The organism is Paenibacillus sepulcri (genome assembly GCF_042647105.1).
In the GTDB taxonomy this organism is placed as follows: domain Bacteria; phylum Bacillota; class Bacilli; order Paenibacillales; family Paenibacillaceae; genus Paenibacillus_Z; species Paenibacillus_Z sepulcri.
In genome coordinates this window covers 4,455,513-4,473,156 of sequence record NZ_JBHRUP010000001.1, presented here as the reverse complement: position 1 = coordinate 4,473,156, position 17,644 = coordinate 4,455,513, and the positions used below count along the sequence as shown (strand labels likewise).

17 protein-coding genes are annotated in these 17,644 nt (G+C 39.7%); all 17 read right to left on the bottom strand.

Annotated features, from left to right (window positions below):
* Window positions 1–7: 7 nt before the first annotated feature.
* On the bottom strand, window positions 8–2,047 hold the full coding sequence (locus tag ACFOLF_RS19780; protein ID WP_210038984.1) for a sulfatase-like hydrolase/transferase: 2,040 nt from the start codon (window positions 2,045–2,047) through the stop codon (window positions 8–10).
* Between the two features lie 197 nt (window positions 2,048–2,244).
* Window positions 2,245–2,442, bottom strand: a complete 198-nt coding sequence (locus tag ACFOLF_RS19775) for a cold shock domain-containing protein (RefSeq protein ID WP_125666700.1) — start codon at window positions 2,440–2,442, stop codon at window positions 2,245–2,247.
* Window positions 2,443–2,631: 189 nt separating this feature from the next.
* Window positions 2,632–3,456 (bottom strand): SDR family oxidoreductase, encoded by an 825-nt coding sequence (locus ACFOLF_RS19770; RefSeq protein WP_210038985.1) that lies wholly within the window; start codon window positions 3,454–3,456, stop codon window positions 2,632–2,634.
* A 4-nt stretch (window positions 3,457–3,460) separates the two neighbouring features.
* Window positions 3,461–4,162, bottom strand: a complete 702-nt coding sequence (locus ACFOLF_RS19765) for an acylneuraminate cytidylyltransferase family protein (protein ID WP_210038986.1) — start codon at window positions 4,160–4,162, stop codon at window positions 3,461–3,463.
* Window positions 4,134–5,069 (bottom strand): Gfo/Idh/MocA family protein, encoded by a 936-nt coding sequence (locus ACFOLF_RS19760; protein WP_210038987.1) that lies wholly within the window; start codon window positions 5,067–5,069, stop codon window positions 4,134–4,136. Before ACFOLF_RS19760 ends, ACFOLF_RS19765 begins: the two co-directional genes overlap by 29 nt.
* Window positions 5,066–6,115, bottom strand: coding sequence for a nucleotidyltransferase family protein (locus ACFOLF_RS19755; protein WP_210038988.1), 1,050 nt, complete (start codon window positions 6,113–6,115; stop codon window positions 5,066–5,068). Before ACFOLF_RS19755 ends, ACFOLF_RS19760 begins: the two co-directional genes overlap by 4 nt.
* Window positions 6,112–6,750, bottom strand: a complete 639-nt coding sequence (locus ACFOLF_RS19750) for an acetyltransferase (protein WP_379114470.1) — start codon at window positions 6,748–6,750, stop codon at window positions 6,112–6,114. Before ACFOLF_RS19750 ends, ACFOLF_RS19755 begins: the two co-directional genes overlap by 4 nt.
* Window positions 6,747–7,823, bottom strand: a complete 1,077-nt coding sequence (neuB, locus tag ACFOLF_RS19745; protein WP_210038989.1) for an N-acetylneuraminate synthase — start codon at window positions 7,821–7,823, stop codon at window positions 6,747–6,749. Before neuB ends, ACFOLF_RS19750 begins: the two co-directional genes overlap by 4 nt.
* Window positions 7,823–8,494, bottom strand: coding sequence for a PIG-L deacetylase family protein (locus ACFOLF_RS19740; protein ID WP_210038990.1), 672 nt, complete (start codon window positions 8,492–8,494; stop codon window positions 7,823–7,825). Before ACFOLF_RS19740 ends, neuB begins: the two co-directional genes overlap by 1 nt.
* 23 nt (window positions 8,495–8,517) lie before the next feature.
* A complete protein-coding gene (gene neuC, locus ACFOLF_RS19735) occupies window positions 8,518–9,711 on the bottom strand; it encodes a UDP-N-acetylglucosamine 2-epimerase (protein WP_210038991.1) in 1,194 nt (397 codons plus the stop codon).
* 16 nt (window positions 9,712–9,727) lie between these two features.
* Entirely contained in the window at window positions 9,728–10,408 is a 681-nt protein-coding gene (locus ACFOLF_RS19730; RefSeq protein ID WP_210038992.1) for a WbqC family protein, read from the bottom strand.
* A 13-nt stretch (window positions 10,409–10,421) separates the two neighbouring features.
* Window positions 10,422–11,078, bottom strand: coding sequence for a class I SAM-dependent methyltransferase (locus tag ACFOLF_RS19725; RefSeq protein ID WP_210038993.1), 657 nt, complete (start codon window positions 11,076–11,078; stop codon window positions 10,422–10,424).
* A 12-nt stretch (window positions 11,079–11,090) separates the two neighbouring features.
* Window positions 11,091–11,756: a class I SAM-dependent methyltransferase gene (locus ACFOLF_RS19720; protein WP_210038994.1), complete on the bottom strand. Its 666-nt coding sequence runs from the start codon at window positions 11,754–11,756 to the stop codon at window positions 11,091–11,093.
* 18 nt (window positions 11,757–11,774) lie between these two features.
* Window positions 11,775–13,121 carry an NAD(P)-binding protein gene (locus ACFOLF_RS19715; protein WP_210038995.1) on the bottom strand — a complete coding sequence of 449 codons (1,347 nt, stop codon included), beginning with the start codon at window positions 13,119–13,121 and terminating at the stop codon, window positions 11,775–11,777.
* A 30-nt stretch (window positions 13,122–13,151) separates the two neighbouring features.
* Window positions 13,152–14,321 (bottom strand): LegC family aminotransferase, encoded by a 1,170-nt coding sequence (locus ACFOLF_RS19710; RefSeq protein WP_210038996.1) that lies wholly within the window; start codon window positions 14,319–14,321, stop codon window positions 13,152–13,154.
* Between the two features lie 7 nt (window positions 14,322–14,328).
* A complete protein-coding gene (locus ACFOLF_RS19705; protein ID WP_210038997.1) occupies window positions 14,329–15,336 on the bottom strand; it encodes an NAD-dependent 4,6-dehydratase LegB in 1,008 nt (335 codons plus the stop codon).
* Window positions 15,337–15,358: 22 nt separating this feature from the next.
* Window positions 15,359–17,626 (bottom strand): motility associated factor glycosyltransferase family protein, encoded by a 2,268-nt coding sequence (locus ACFOLF_RS19700; RefSeq protein ID WP_210038998.1) that lies wholly within the window; start codon window positions 17,624–17,626, stop codon window positions 15,359–15,361.
* Between the last annotated feature and the right edge of the window lie 18 nt (window positions 17,627–17,644).

The window sequence follows — 17,644 nt, the reverse complement described above, 5'->3', positions numbered from 1 at the left end:
AGACATTCTATTTATTCCATCTCAATAAATCCTTACTATTCTCAAAAACCACTCTCTCAAATAAATCTGACTTTTCCCTGTACATTGCGGTCTCATCGACTTTACTGTTCTTGTTCAGAAGTACAGTATTGAACTGTTCTAGACTAACTGTCATATCGTTCAGAACGTTATCCGTTGTTTCAAATTGAAAGATATGCTGATCATCTGATATTGCCACTTGGTATTTTTGTCCCGGATGAATGAGTTGGGTCATCGCATATTTCCGTTCTTCCACACCCCCGAAGCAGTATGGCAACTTACCGTCTATATCAGTCGGAATCTCATTTCCACATAATTTCATTAGAATCGGAAGTATATCAACTGCCTCAATCAGTTCATGCGACATCATTTCAGGAACATCTCTGCCTCTCAGCATTAATGGAATTTTTCTCCGGCTGTCATGCAGAATGCTGTTATCCCTTTCCAGAAAGGTCTGCCCATGATCGGAATGCATAAGGACCACAATGTCTTCATCAACATATTTCTTCGTAATAAAGTCATACAAAATGCCCAAGAAAATATCGAGTCTCTTAATTTCTTCATAATATTTCACGATTTTGTTTTCGTCATATTTGGTTTGGACGGAGGTTTCTCCTTGGTTCTTGTTTCCCAGCCGGTAGAGGATGTCAGTATTCATCTGGGAGTATAAGTTGTCCTCAATTTCATCGGGAACGCAATGAAGATCCATCAGAGATATGGAAAGGTAATTATTCTTCATGTGGAACGCTTCCAAGTGCTCGATGGCCTCCGTAATAACTTGTTTGCAATCCATTCCACCCAGCATATTTTGGTACACTATTCGATCAAAACCTTTATAGTAACCAAATGTAGGTGTTGTTCTCCAGTTGTTATTAATATTAGCGGTGAAGAGTCCTGATTCCTTGAAATATTCAGCCATTAGCTTGTTGTACTTTTCAATACTTACACAAGAACTGGGATGAAGCATTTTGTGTTTATAGGAGTACTTTCCTGTATTAATGCTCGCTTTGCTTGGTAAAGTCCATTCGCTCGTGGCATAGCAATTGGCAGCTGTAAATCCTTTTTTGAAAAAGGCATATGTATTAGGCATAATATTTTCCAAACCGTGCTGCTCAAGAAATTTATAGGAGAGACCGTCGATAAACACCTTCAAAACAAGTTTCGGGGCTTTTGACTTGTCTTCCAGAGGAATCGGTGTACCGACAAATATATTCTTGTTTGCAGTTATTTTTAATGTTCCCGTCTCATCCAGCCGGATATAGTGATATTTATTGATGTGTAACACTTTCTCAGAAAAACTGTATTGACGATTATTGATCCAAAAATCGACTTTTGTCTGCGCTGCAATCAGCGATAAAGGGATCATTGAGGGCGTTTTTATGTCGATTTCTGCTTCACCTACGACAGTTGTGCCTTTAAACATCTCTGTTTTAAAGTACAAACGCGTATCATTGGCAATATTAGAGACTTGAAATGATTTATACATATTCAGCATGTATTCATCACTGGTTCCCTTATTCATAACATTACGAATCATGCTCTCACGGTTCTGATCAAGCGGAAATTCTCTGGCATCTACACTGCTTAATATTTTCTTGACCTCGTTGATTTTTTCATTATTTTGAGGTGATCTAATTATTTGAGCCGTAATTTTTTTGATTGATTCGATACATTCTTCTTTTTCCTCTTGATTCCGTGAAATTTTGACGGCAAAGGCAAGATATCTAAGACCTTCTTCCGGCCTGCCCAATGCTTCATATATAATTCCAAGATTAAAATTGATTTCAAAATTATAAGGAAACTTTTGTAGACCCTCCAGCAGAATATTCAAGGTTTTGTCGTATTCTCCGTTTTGGTAATGCCAAGTCGCCTGCAAGGAATAAATCTCCGTATCTGTACTATATGTCAAGTACTCGGCGATCTTCTCTTGGGCTTCAGCTAATCGGTTTTGATTTAAATGTATGCTGATTTCATGACTAAGTGATTTTAAATAATTCAGCTGCTCTTTAACATTTTGCGTTGTTTCCATAGGTATGTATCTCCTCACAATGTGGTTTACGATGTAAAACCACATAAATTCTCATGTTTTATATATCGGCAATTAGAGAATTTTATATGAGTATTTGATGTCAAAAACAACAAAAAAGCCCTGGTTTCCCAGGGCACTGTTTGCATTCTTGGTTAAGCGTGAACCATATATGGTGTGGCCGCTTAACAGCCGGATGATTACAGTTTATTAACGTTTGCAGCTTGCGGTCCGCGGGCGCCTTCCACGATATCGAATTCGACCGATTGGCCTTCTTCCAGCGTTTTGAACCCTTCGGATTGGATTGCGGAGAAATGAACAAATACGTCGCCGCCTTGCTCAGTCTCGATAAATCCGTAACCCTTCTCAGCGTTAAACCATTTTACTTTACCTTGCATGCATAACATTCCCTTCATCTTCAAATAGCTGCGAGATCACGGTAAGCGTGGCCCGCAAATCGAATATACCACCGTTGTCACACAATTGTCAACGAATTTGTGTAAGCGAATACATTGCACTTATAACGGCAGTTATCCCTACTATTTTATAAAGCTTTTTTTTCTCTTTGAAACCATAAATTCATTTCTTCACCAAACATGCAGTCCGCCATCTACGATAATGTTGTGTCCCGTGACATAACGAGAAGCATCCGAAGCCAAATAAAGTACGGCTCCTACCATTTCATCCGCTTCTGCCATTCTTCCTAAAGGGACGCGTGCAGAGTATTTTTGTCTGAACTCTTCGTTCTGACCACTTTCTACTCCACCAGGAGTGAGGGTATTAACTCGAATACCATGTTTAGACCAATATGTTGATAAATAATTCGAAAGAGCAATTACGCCTCCTTTCGAAGCAGCATACACTGCGGGGGATGTAATAGGACGATCCATAAAATAAGAGCCTTCATAAATCCGATGATCCGGCGCCATTATCCCATATATCGAAGCAGTCTGGATAATGGATCCGCCTTCTCCCTGTTTTATCATTTGCTTGCCAACCTCTTTTGCAACAAGAAACATACCATCCAGATTGACCGACATAACTTCTCTCCATTGTTCCAGAGAATATTCTTCAAATGGAGCCAAAAACTGATCCAAATCTGAGGATTTACTAGCTGCATTATTATGCAAAATATGAATGCCACCCATGATACTAACGGAACGCTCAACCATACACGCCACTTGTGCCGGATCAGCAACATTGCATCCTATCCCTGCCGCCTTGACATCATATGTGGAGATCAAGTGGTCAGCAAACTCTACAGCCGCCGATTCCTCAAGATCCACTACCATTACGTTGGCCCCAAACTCAGCAAATCCGACGCAAACTCTTCTCCCAATGATACCAAGTGCTCCCGTTACAATAGCGGTCTTACCTGTCAGATCGAAAGAGCCTTTAAATGATTGATTCATAACATCATTTTCCTTCCCTGCCACCCAAAATCCATTCCACAAATTTCCAATCCAACTCGCTGTCTATATCGATTGAGCGTTCCTCGGGCATTTCGTAAAGCAGGGTATCCCCTTGAAACAAACCATAATCGCCTAACAAAATTTCTCTTTTCCAAACATATATAGAAGCATTCATATCAAAACATAGCGGTGCATCTTGTCTTCTTACTATAGGAACGGTTAGCGGCTTGGATAACTGAACGAATCCTTCATCGTTCAATTCTACAAGATTAAAATATGGAGAGCGCCGAGACGGCATCCCTGTGATAACATTGGATACGCCTCTCGATTCAAATAATTCAACTGCATTTCTAAGATCTTGAACCGTTCTTAACGGGGATGTGGCATCCAGATCAACAAGAGTAGAAAACTTATATTGCATAATTTCCTCTACTTGCTGTACACAGTGACGTATAGCCGGAAGCTTCGCCGACGTATCCGCGGCCATATCCAACGGGCGATTTACGAGGATATCTGCTCCCCAGTCAGCCGCGACATCTAGAATAAGCTGTGAATCGCTACTAACAGCGATAATATCAAATAAGCCAGATTGCCTTGCTAGCTCAATGCTGTAAGCAATCAGCGGCTTTCCATGCATATCGCGAATGTTTTTATTTTTGACTCCTTTAGAGCCTCCTCTAGCGCAGATGGTGCATAATCTTTTCATTGTGTACCCACTCCCTGGATAGAATAGATCGTTCAACCGCATCGATCATGGATACAATTGCTTGTCCTTCTTCATAACTGCACAAATTCTCCCAATCGTTCTCCATTACAGCCTTGTGCTGAGCCAGATAAGTATCATCTCTATTCACTTTAAAAGATTCTACGCTGCCATCTCGTTCTAACGTTGCTTTGACAAAATCAATTTTGTACGTATGACAATCTGTAACAACTACCATTTCTCTTCTTCCAGGCCGATCCAGACAATTGAGCTGAAAGTTTACTGATGGACATCTCACGGTTTGCATCATCACACTGCAGAAATCATCCGCAGAAGTCTCAAGAGAACTGTAATGCCCACCAAGCCCGGTGAGTGTCAGCCATGATCCGCAGATCCATGTTAAATAATCCAGTTCATGACTTAAATCCCTCAGCACTCCACCACCCTCATCTTTATGTGAGGAGTAACTTAACCTATAATCCCGGTTGGGTCGCCAATCTGGCAAGTATTGTCCCGCATAGGCTGTAATTGAAAGCAGCCGTTCCTCCTTAAGTAATTCCTTGAGCCGATAAAGAACAGGGTGAAAGCGAAGATTATAGGCCACAAAGATATTCATTCTTCCGCTATTCGCGATAGTTTCCTTTTGATGAAAAAGTGGCTTTTCAATAAGAGCATTTCCGCTCCATTGAAGCCCCAAGAGTGTATTTAATGTTACAATATGCTCGGATGTTTGATTAGCAATAATGATATAATTTGGGTTAAACCTCTTTATGGCTTCCGCAATATCTCCAAATACAACTGGAAATTCAACTATTCGTTTACTCACCACGGCTGTTTCAATATTTAAACCTTGAAGTAGCCTCGCATGACGCGCCCCAATCGAACCATAACCTACAACAAGCGCCTTCATCCAAAAACCTCTGAAAATTCACCGTTAGCCCGATTAAAGTCGTCCACTCTACCGATATCCAGCCAATACTCACGAATTGGAAAAACGGATGTTAATTTTTTTTGATCGATTAATGCCTGAAATAAATCGGGCATGTCCAAAAACCGATCCTGCGGAATATATTCAATCACTTCCGGATTGAGTATATAAATACCCCCATTAATGAAAAAACGTTGAGTCGGTTTTTCTTCAATTTGTGTTAAACGATGATCATCAATATTAACGACCCCATATGGAATTTGATATTCAAACTCCCTGACGCACATCGTTGCTGTTGCATTTATTTCCATATGATAATCTATTAGTTGTTGAAAATTGATCTTTGTTAATAAATCACCGTTCATAACTAAAATTGGCTTGGTTTGTTTTTCTTTAATTAAACTCAACGATCCTGCGGTCCCCATACGATCCAGTTCATCGATATAGGTAATTTCCGCACCCCATTTTGAACCGTCTCCAAAATATTCTTTAATCATATCCGCTTTATAATTAACACTGATCAGAAACTGATAGAAACCATATTCAAGAAAGTTCTCAATTATAATTTCCAGAATGGGCTTTGCTCCTATTTTCAATAGTGGCTTTGGGCAGTTTTCCGTTAATGGACGTAATCGCATCCCTAATCCACCAGCCATCAGAACCACCAAATTATCTCTCTTTTTATTCCCAATGATTTGGTCAATCAATTCGAGCCTCATTACAATGCCCTTATCATCAACGATTGGGATATGTCGAAGCTGCTTGTTTCTCATTAATCTAAGTATACGATGTTTATTATCAAAAGCTCTTGCGGTGACTGGAGTAGAATTCATTATGGTTGTGACACTTGAATCCAAACTCCCCCCTTTCAGAATACCCCGTCTGACGTCACCATCGGTAAGTGTCCCCAACAGCTTGTTATCTTCATTAACGACTAATGCAATTTGAAGGGTACCAGCATCAATAATTTTCAATGCATCGAGAATGGTTGCATTCGGAGATATGAATATATCCTTGATGTTTATCACCTGTGTGCCTCCTTGGCAGGAACTCCATAAACCTTTGCGCCCTCTTTAACCTCTTTTAAAACTAAAGACCCTGCTCCGACAATGCTGTTTTTGGAAATCTGCAAGCCTTGTATAATAGTAGATCCCGCTCCAATATGTACCCCATCCTCCACATTGACTTCTCCACAGATTGTGACTCCCGGAGAAATGTGAACGTGATCTCCAATTTTACTGTGATGATCAATCGAGCTTTTGGTGTTAATGATTGTATTTTTGCCTATACGAACACCAGTCTGAATGATAGAGCCCGCCATCACCTGCACCCCTTCGCCCAGCTGCACATTACTGGCAATGACGGATGATGGATGTATAAGAGAAAGAAAACTGTAATCCCTATCCTTAAAACGGTTAAAGACTTGCTCCCTCAATACAGGCTGTGTTATAGATCCAATACCATTCACAAGTAATATCTCATCTGGCTGATATTGATTTATTGTTGGGTCATCTCCAATTACCCGAACGCCCATGTAAGTTTCATTCGACGGCTCCGGGGATACAAAACCAATTATATGGACGGAGCATAACATTAATAAATCACAACAAACTTTGGCATGTCCTCCATTGCCTAATATGATGACCGGAAGAACGCTCATCATTTCAATAGTTCATCTATTTCATAATCTCTGCCGGATATCTGGCCAAGCATTTCCCAGTAAAGGTTTGGAGATAGACCATTTCCGGGACGCTTCAAGACAATATTGTCTTCAGTAAATAACTCGCCTTTACGAATAGCTCGAGCCGCTACAATACTTTTCCTGGCAGCATTCTTGTTTTTCAATTCCGATTCTACGGGTCCCTTTACAAACGACCCTAATGATTTTTCTATCTCTCGAATGCTCTTCACCATTTGTTGCAATTCATCCGGTTCTAATGAAGCTTGTTGGTCAGGTCCCGGCAGAGATCTATCCATTGTAAAATGCTTCTCGATTACTACAGCCCCTAGTGCAACTGCTGCGATTGGAACACTAATTCCTATCGTATGATCAGAGTAACCTGCTCTCAACCCGAATGCATGGCTCAACGTTGTCATCTTATTAAGGTGTACATCTTCATATTGGGTAGGATAATCGGTAGTGCAATGCAGCAGCGTTACTTTTTCTTGCAGCGCAAGTTGACCTTTTTGAGATAAATAGGCTTTATTAAAGTTATCTAATGAGGGTTGTTCATCTTCATTAACGTATCCAAATGCAATAACACCAAGTGCACTTTCGATATCTCCTAATGTAGCAAGACCAGTGGATAATAGAATGGACTTTTGAGAAGTTGCCGCTTTGTATAGTAGAGGCATATTTGTTAAATCGCCAGAAGATATTTTCAATGCCGGCAAATTGAATTTATGTGCGAGCAGTTCAACACTATCCATATCAAATGGAGTGGACAAAAAATCGATATTTTTTTCAAAACAATATTGGATTAATTCGTGATGTGCTTCCTCGTTAAGTTCGAGTTTTTTTATCATTTCATATTGTGATTCGTTAGCATCTGTGAATTTCTTCTGATATTCTGCTTTTGAAGCATGCTTACTTACTAATCCTTCAGCTTTGAAGGTTTGAAATTTAACCGCATCCGCTCTGGCTTCAACAGCAGCATCTATCAGTCGCTTTGCCATTTCCAAAGAGCCATTATGATTGACTCCCGCTTCCGCGATAATATAAGTATGCTTACTCATTACATCCACACCTCTTTTAACAGCATAAAGGCCTCTGCAGCTTTACAACCAGATGCTACACCCCGAACCTTAGCAAGAGATCTTATAGCTTCTTCACTACGGGGAAAAGGAAACTCTGCTACCTCGCTCTTAAACTTAAGCATGATATTGATTTTAGCAGTTAAATACTTGTCAATATTATGAAAAACTTGTGGTCTGAAGCCATTAAGATCAGAATTAATGCCAAATTCAGTTTCCGATAATGTTTCATAGACAAGCACTTTTACTACTGACGGGTAACGGAACCATTTGCAACAAGCGATAGCTGCATCAAAAACAACGGCATGGTCTGTGTGTACGTCACCTCTGTATGGGATGTATACAACATTTGGTTGAATTTCCTTAAACACTTGCCCAATTGACCTGACCAAATCAGATATCATAGAGTGATCAAGACCTGCTGCCGGAAAAGCGAGCTTCCGTACAGAATCAAACTGATAGAGCTGCTCAACCTCGTCTATTTCCCATTCGCGTTCTTGAATTTGCTCAATGGAGTAGTTTAAGAGATCAGAAATTTTTGTGATGATTACCCAGTGAATTTCATGCCCCTGTTCTTTATGCTTTAATAATGTTCCACCACACCCTAGCGTTTCATCATCGGGATGCGGCGCAATGACGATTACTTTTGTCATTTAGCACCTCTTGAAGGATCAAATCAATACGTTATTTTTTTTGCAAGCAATTGCGCCCTACTAGGAAGATTTTTAATGATTATTTTGGCTTTTTCCGCCATGTGTCCATCGCCATAAATAGGATCTCCTACCTTGATATTGCTTCGGTACACATGATCATGTAGAACTCGTTCAAGCCCACTATTGATAGCATTATATTCAGCAGATACAAATTGGACATTTTTTCCTGCAACTCTGCCCCGCTGCCTCTGTCCGACATTTATAACGGGCAAACCCAGGTAAGGAGCTTCATGAATGCCGAGAGATGAATTTCCAACTAAACATGCCGCATGTCTCAGCAAGGTTACAAATTCGTCTCTTGGTAAATTTTTATACATGTGGACATTTGGGTGCTCTGCATACTCTTGAAAAACTCTAGCAATATCCTGATACCCGGGATCACTGTTAGGAGCGCCTACAAATACTTGAAGTCCGGTTGCCAGGCATGCCTCAAAACATATTCTTACATCGTTAGCGCAACTGTCCAGTTCTGAACTTAAGGGGTGATAAATAAATACGATATATTTTTCTAAAACTGCCGCATGAAATTGTTTAGCCATCTCTTGTAACGTTAACTCTGTTCCCATTCTTAAGCGATCTACTCCGCCGTTACCAACGGTATGAATTCTCCATGGCTCTTCACCAAGTTTTTCAATGCGTCGTGAATGTTCTTCATGCATGGTAAGGTGAACATGGCTTAATTTGGTTGCGGCGTGACGAATCTCCTCATCAACGTCACCGCCTTCAGGGAATGTGTTGTCTCCCCCCGCTATATGGATAACAGGGACACCCATGTAAGTCCCAGCCATAGCGCCCGCTACAACCTCTTCTCTATCACCCAATATCAGCAGTAGATCTGGCTTTTCCCGTTCAAGGACATGTGCTAAACCTTGAATAAGTATACCAACGGATTTCACCTTACCGCTTGCCGTATTGGAATAAATCATATTTTCAATTTTATCGGCAATTCGAAAGTTATCCCTCTCAATAAGTTTTACCGAGTAATCATGCAGCTCAGTGAGATGAACGCCAGAAACGATGACCCCCAAATCAAACTCCGAATCTTCCTGAAGCTCCTTCAATAATGGATATAATAGGTCATATTCCGATCGAATGCCTGTAAGGGCAAGCACTTTAATAAGACCGTCAGAACTACTTAGGACTGCTTCTGTTGTCATGACAATATCCTCAGTTTCATTGTGTATTCACGTAAGCAACAATTTCTTCAAGCCTTACATTCATTAACATATCAATAATGGATAATCCATCGATAAAGTCTCCATGAAATTGATCATACGACGGAGGTATCGACGGTTGGTAGTCAATTCTGATACCTTCCTGACGGAAAATTTCTTCATTTAAGTAAGCTTTACTACCCGTTCCGCTAATATAAATTTCTGCATTTACATCTTTGCATGCCTGCAGTACCAAATCCGCTTTCTTTGCGTTTATGTTAAGATCTGAAAGATGAATAATTTTAGTGGTAATAGACATTTTCTTGATTAAATAGGTAAAAAAAAGTTGGTTTACTTCCAAAAGCGTAGAACAATTCTGCTCATAGAGTTGAAAAAGTTCATCTCTATACATTCCCCAAAAAGGGGCTTTCGAATAGGAAGCCTGTAACGATTTCCAATGTTTTGTGGCCCAATCTCTTCCCACTATACGTTTTTCCCCAATCGTATCTGCGAGATTGCCTGTGACCGGAACCGTTAACCAGAACTGACCAGCCTTATTGCGAATTCTATTGCGGTTTTGTACACCGTTAGATTGAAATTGAACGTTGTCCATAATAATAAAAATGTCTGCTGAAGCCACCTTCTTAATATAAGGGACCCAGGGGATATATTGACTTTGATGAATAGCTGCCTTAATCATCGTAACCCTCGTTTCATTCCTTCACATAGCTGATTACCCAATGATGTGATTGACGATCATCGTATTCAAATCCAAACTTACCAATGGTAATATTTTTATTCTTAAAACAGCGATACAGCTGGTCCTGTTCGACAATCATGACAATGGCGCCTTCTTGTCCTGGAACCGTGGATTCAAAGATACTATCACCCAGAGGATTGCTGTGCCTATGGGAGAAATCACCTATAGCCCCCATTGTACCCAGAAATATGCCGCCTGGCCGCAGGATGCGGTCTATTTCCTTGATTGCCATCTCAAGGGATGACCAGTCGTTGTAATAAAGAACTTGCCATGCAACAACGACATCAAAGAACTGATCTTCGTAGGGTATTTTTTTATCCCTTATCGAGTGCAAATGAGCGGGCATGTCCATTTTCGACAACTTATCTTTTAAATTTCTGATAGCAGTTTCACTAATTTCAACACCGTGTAATTCGAACCCTTTTTGGGCCAAATGGATCAAATTGCTGCCGCTGCCAAATCCATAGTCCAAAATTTTTGCATGTGTTTCTTTCTGAAATAGCCGGTGGCTAATTCTTACCAAGTTCTCATCTGGATAAGACAAATTGCTTTCATGGCTATTATAAATATCTTCCCATATGGAAATGTTCTTCTGTCTCGGATCAACCATTATTATCATCCCCTACTTCACGTAACTTACAATCCAGTGTTTACTATGGCGTTCTGCAAAGGAAAAATCATACATTCCTACCGTAATATTCTTGTCGGGAAAGCATTGCTGCAGATCTTCCTTCTCAAATATCATTAAGATCGCACCTTCCTGGCCCGGAACAGTTGATTCAAAAAGATTATTTCCAAGCGAGATACTATTGGAATGTGAAAAATCTCCCACAGCTCCCATTGTTCCTAAAAAAATTCCTCCAGAACGCAAAACTCTATTTATTTCATTCATAGCTTTATGAAATGTCGCCCAGTCATTATAAATTAATACCTGCCAAGCGATCACAACATCAAAGGAGTCATCTTCAAATGGAATTATTCCGGATTTATCATGTTTGAGGATCGCTTCAAGTCCGGAGCGCTCCAATTTAGAGGCTACTTGCTCTATTGCACTTTCGCTGACTTCAACCCCGCTTACTGTAAAACCCTTTTTCAAGAAATGAATAAGATTAGTCCCGCTGCCAAATCCATAATCCAGTATTTTATGATGTGCTTCTTTATTTAATAAGCGATGACTTACTCTCACGAGGTATTCATTTGGGTAAAACAAATCTCCCTCTTGCTGAGAATAGAGGTTTTCCCAGATATTGATATTTTTTTCTCTGCTGTATTCTACACTATGCTCCATCACAAACCTCCAATGTTTTTACATTTCAAGCAGCCGGGTCGTTTCTTGATGAACTTGTTTTAATATATCTCTCATAAAAAAACCATTGCCGCTCCCTTTTCCAAGCAGTGCTACATTACTGAATCTTTCATTCACAATATTGTTCATTTCATTTGTTTGAGCTATAAACTCGGGTGTAGGAACAGGAAATCCTTCTTTCACTACCTGTACATTTTGATATAACAAACGAGAGGTGGAATTCACGATTCCCATATGCTTTAGTTCTTGAAATATCGTATTGTTCAATACATTCAAATCATCCGTCTGATCAGATAATACTTCTACGGTACATGTATATGGCGGCGACAGTTTATCCTCACTATTTGTAATATTGGGGTATAATGTAACTCGATAACTTAACAAATCACTATCATAACAATATACGTAGTAATTCGAATCAAGAAAAGGTTGATCAATCATATAATGATGGAGCGTCATAGGTCTAAATATTGGCCGGGTGCCATTAAAGGGAATATTCGCTGCTTGCAGCAGAGGAAACGCTGAGATGGTCCAGATCAATTGGTCACAATTAATTATAGCTCCATCATCCAATTCTATAGAACGGACATTATTATTGTAACTGCCAACTGACTTTACAGATCTCCCATTCATTATTTTAACACCTGAGGACATAGCGCGATTTACGAGCATGGATATCCATTGTCCGATTCCTCTTTTATTCTGAGGATAATATTTCTTGATCGCTGAAACCCCTTCATTATAACTGCTATATGAAAGCTTCGAATCAAAGAATGGTGATTTTTTTAACTCGCGGCTCATATGTTCATCTCCAACAATAATTCTGGACAACGTAAATAAGTTCACTGCTGATGGATGAAGTTCTTCCAAAGCACAACCTGTTATTTTTTTCATAATGGGTGCAAATATATGTTTTGAAAATGTGCTGCCAAATTGCTTTTCCGTATAATCCTTCATGTTATGTGTTTCCACACAGGCGGATTCGGTTGATAGCAGTTCAGCTAGCCCTTGATTAAATAAATCTCGCGGCAATGAAGGTGCATACACATAATTATTATCGCTATACATTTTACCAAGATAGTAGTTTCCCGTTTTTAAAACATTAAAAGACTCCCAATCATTTTCTTGCAATGTACCGAAAAGTAAATTATCCAATTCCGGAATGTTGGTTTCACTGATAATATGTGTTCCTTGATCAAAGTAAACATCTTCAGAATTTTTAATAGATCTTAACAATCCTCCACATTCTTCTTCTTTCTCGATAAGATAGGTAACATATTTTTTCGAAAGCAGGATAGATGAGACTAACCCTGCAATGCCCCCCCCAACAACTACCGCTACTTTCATCGTTCTCCCCCCTACTATAGCAGTCATAATTTATAGGCAGTTAGCACTGCTTGGAATATTGATTATGCGCTTTTCCAAATCATCGGCGACAGGAGTGTTCATTTTAGGACAATGCTCATAAATGCTTAGTTTATGCAGCAGCTTCCAGACCGGTCTAGTCATGATACCGTTTTTATTTGAGTCATTCAGAATAATATCTCTGGCGGCTGCATATTTCCGGTCTAAAATCAGAGTATTCAACCAATAGTTACTACTGGAAAAATCAGGCTCCCTGAATACCTGAATTCCATCCATATCGGCAAATGCTATATGATAACGAGCAGCTAAGTCTCGTTTCTTATGCAATAATTCTGGTAATTTCTCTAATTGTGCACAACCGAGTGCAGCATTTATGTTAGGCATTCGGTAATTATATCCAATGTGATCGTGATCATATTCCCAAGGGTGAGCGATTTTAGATGTAGTCGTTAAATGCTTGGCTTTCCTTGCAATGCTTTCATCATTCGTTACGATTGCTCCGCCGCCGCCAGTCGTAATGATTTTGTTACCGTTGAAACTTATAGCTGCTGTCCGGCCGAAACTGCCAGTATGGCGTCCTTTATAATAAGAGCCTAGTGACTCCGCAGCATCCTCCACTAATTCCAAGCCGTATTTTTCACATAAAATGACAAGCGGATCTAAATCCACCGAATGGCCAAATGTATGCATCGGGACAACAGCTTTTATTCTCCTGCCCGTTTTTTTGTTATAACAAGCGCCTGAACGTATTTCAGATATAGACTCTAAATAATCGGACAAAACATAAGGATCTAAGCCAAGTGTCTGATGGGAAATATCTACAAAATGTGGTATGGCTCCACAATATGAAATCGCGTTAGCTGTAGCAACAAAAGTCAAAGACGGTACGAGCACTTCATCCTGCTGCTGAACATCCGCCAGCTTTAAACAGATATGAAGCGCCGCGGTCCCATTCATTACCGCTACAGCATGATTCGTTCCGGTAAAAGCCGAAACTTTTTGCTCGAATAGATCTACATATTTACCAACTGATGATACCCACCCAGAATCCAAACATTCTTTTAAATAGTTCCATTCATTGCCTTCAAACGTTGGCTCGTGAAGTGCGATAAATTCGCGTCCTTCTGGGAGATTGGATTTTAATCTACTCACCACATTAGTAGAGAACTCTTCTATGTTCATATTTACCTCATATATTGTATAGATCGCTCTTATAGCGAATTAAATTTTCTTGATTTAAAAACCACTCTGTTGTTTTTTTTAAACCGTTTTTAAAACCTTCGATCCCAGCATACTCCGGTTCCCATTCAATCAATTGTTTCGCCTTCGAATTATCGGCCCATAGACGTGTGACTTCACTTTTCTCTGGGCGCATTCGAGCATCATCCGCAATAATCTCTATTGTCCGTCCCATCACTTCAGAAATTAGTTTTACTGTATCGCCAATTGAAATTTCGTAGTTACTGCCGATATTAATTTCTTCCCCAATCGCCTGTGAGTGTGTTGCGGCAGAGATAAAGCCTCTAACAGTATCCTCAACGTAATTGAAATCTCTTGTAGGATGCAAAGCACCGAGTTTTATTTCTTTAACACCAGCAGCGATTTGACTAATAACTGTCGGTATAATGGCTCTCGCAGACTGCCTTGGCCCATAAGTATTAAATGGTCGAATTATTGAAACCGGCGTATCGAATGACCTATAGAAAGACAACGCCAGTTGGTCAGCACCGATTTTAGATGCAGAATATGGAGACTGTCCTTGGAGCGGATGGTTTTCTGTAATGGGCACAAACTGAGCTGTCCCATAGACTTCGCTAGTTGAAGTATGGATTATATGAGATACATTTAACTCCTGTGCAGCCTGCAGGATATTAAGTGTCCCCTTAATATTGGTGTCAATGTAGGTGTCCGGTGAATGATATGAATAAGGAATAGCGATCAGTGCAGCAAGATGAAAAACCATCTCACAACCCTCCATAGCCCGCTTTACTCCATATGGATCACGCACGTCGCCAGCAAACACCTCGAAATTCCCCTTGACATCCTCGGCGCAATGATCCAGCCATCCCCATGTATTAAAGGAATTGTATAAGACAAAAGCGCGAACATCGTAACCTTCCCGGACTAATGCCTCTGTCAAATGAGAACCAATAAATCCATCAGCACCGGTTATAAGAACTTTCTTGTTCTTTGCCATTCCATATATACCCCTGTCGTATTCAGCTTGTTGCCAGTTTAAATTCATTGCGAACCTTCATTATATTTGCCGCCTCATACACAATTTGACTTAGTTCTGGTAAGCGGGCTTGTATGCTCGAAATAAGCGTACCCAATATGCTATCAAACAAGTCCGCTTTCTTTATTATATTATTTTCCTTTTCCATTTCGGGACGATCACGGTCGAAATTACGAATTTCATACATAAAAACTGTTGTAATTAAAGTTATAAACGGTGCACTGCTTACTACGATCTCCCAGATGTCTTCAATATCCACCATCGTATCTAAACATTTCTTAGGCTTCGTTCTACTTTGAAGCTTCAGTTCCTTCAGTTTGTTTTCCATTCGTTTCAGATTCAATTCCAGCTTATTGAGTTCTTCTGGCATGTTAAATAAGCGCTCATACATTTTTTTTATACGTATCTCATTATAAGGTTGTAAATATTGAGCCATACTTTCTATCATAAAATCCGGAGGAATAATGACGTCTGCTAACTCATCAAGAACCTGCTCTAATGAACGCCATTCCGTATACTTGATGGCAGCTCCCCTTTGGGAAGTATTAATAAATTTTACATTTGGATGCTCAGAAAGTAAATCTTCAATATCCCTTAATGTAATGAACATCGCATTCGAAGATCGATTCATTGTGCCCTGAACATTTTTCACAGTAAGCTCAGCGTTCCGAATCTCCTTATCGATATTTTCTTGTTTCGCATGAATTGCACCTACGGCATATTTCTTTTCGCCAGAATAAGATAAATCCTGCCCGGTAAATACTATATTGCTACACCCCATGTATATAGCTGCTCGAATAGCAATTCCTGAAACAGAATGATTGACACCAAAAACCGGATCTTCATCAGTAAGTCCTGCCATATATCGAGTTACGAGATCGTTATTCAAGAATAAGTGAAATAACCGATTATTGTTTTCAATAATTTTGTACTGCACCTGTGGAGCAAATAAAAAAGGGATATCCTGAATATCCTGATTCTTAAACGCAGCATAATTGCTATCTGATCCATCCATTGAGACAATTAAATGAGGATCTATACCAAAATGCTTTAAAGACTGAATAGCGGTGCCTGCTGCGATAATGAGTGCATGACTTTTCAATTTACGCAATTGCTCAATATCCTCCTCCAAGGAAGGCCCTGCTCCTACTATTACGGCTGTCACACCTTCCATAGTCCCTTTCAAGCCTTCTATAGAGGGTGTATTTAAAATCTGCGAAAAGTTATTCAAGCGATTTTGAATCCACTGCATCCCAAAAATCCTGTATGTGGCCACAGAAGAAATATAATCCAGAACAGCCGTTTTAGCATCTTCAACAAATACTTTCTTTTTTGCAGGACTCCATTGATCGTAAAAAGGAATGGATAAAACTTCTGTTTCTCCCTTGGCTAGCGTAAAAAAGCGATAAAATACTCCTTCCCTCCGTCTCTTATCATCACCTACAAAAAATTCTTTAATATGAAGCTTGGAGAATACTTCCCCAATATCGATTGCTCTCATCGCAGCAAGCAAAAACTGCTCATCCGGTTCCATTATTACCAGTTGAAGATGGGGATATTGTTGACATAATTGAACTAAATGGGCACCCAAACCAAATCCATATACGATGACATTTGATTTCTCATTCAAGTTCACTCTTATTGACTGTTTCCATCGTTCAATTTCATGATGTTGGTCGTAATTACTATAAAAAAAGCTCATATTTCCATTGAATGTATAGGTATAAATATTGGATTGGCCGTTTATCGACCTCGTAACTTGAAATTTTTCACGATCCCATTTCAAATCCTTAACAACGTTATAAACATCCGGATAATGTTGCTGAAGATAAAGCAAATTTTCAGAGAATCTCTGTTCAACAACTGATGTCTCCTCCCCCAGTGCTGAAGACAAGCCCAGAAATAAAGGGGACAACTCATAACGGATAGAGTCGGCAGCATGAATATAAGCTTCTTCATCCATATATTGGTTCAAAGCCTTGAACTTTTGCTCCATCTCGGAAATAAATTGTCCTAAAACTATATGAAGATAGGAATTTCCATCTGTATTTTCCAGTTCAAAGCGGATGTCTTTCGATAATTTATATAAATCGTTCATCGCTTGTAATAATTGACTAAATTCCTGCCAGGTACCCTCAGTAACGTGAACGTATAGTTGCTCGGCCATATAATCACATGCTTCAATCAGGTTGGGTAGAAAAACTCTCAATTCATCCAGTGTAAGATCCAATTCAATTGTCGCACTAGTCATAACCCATACCTCCAGGTG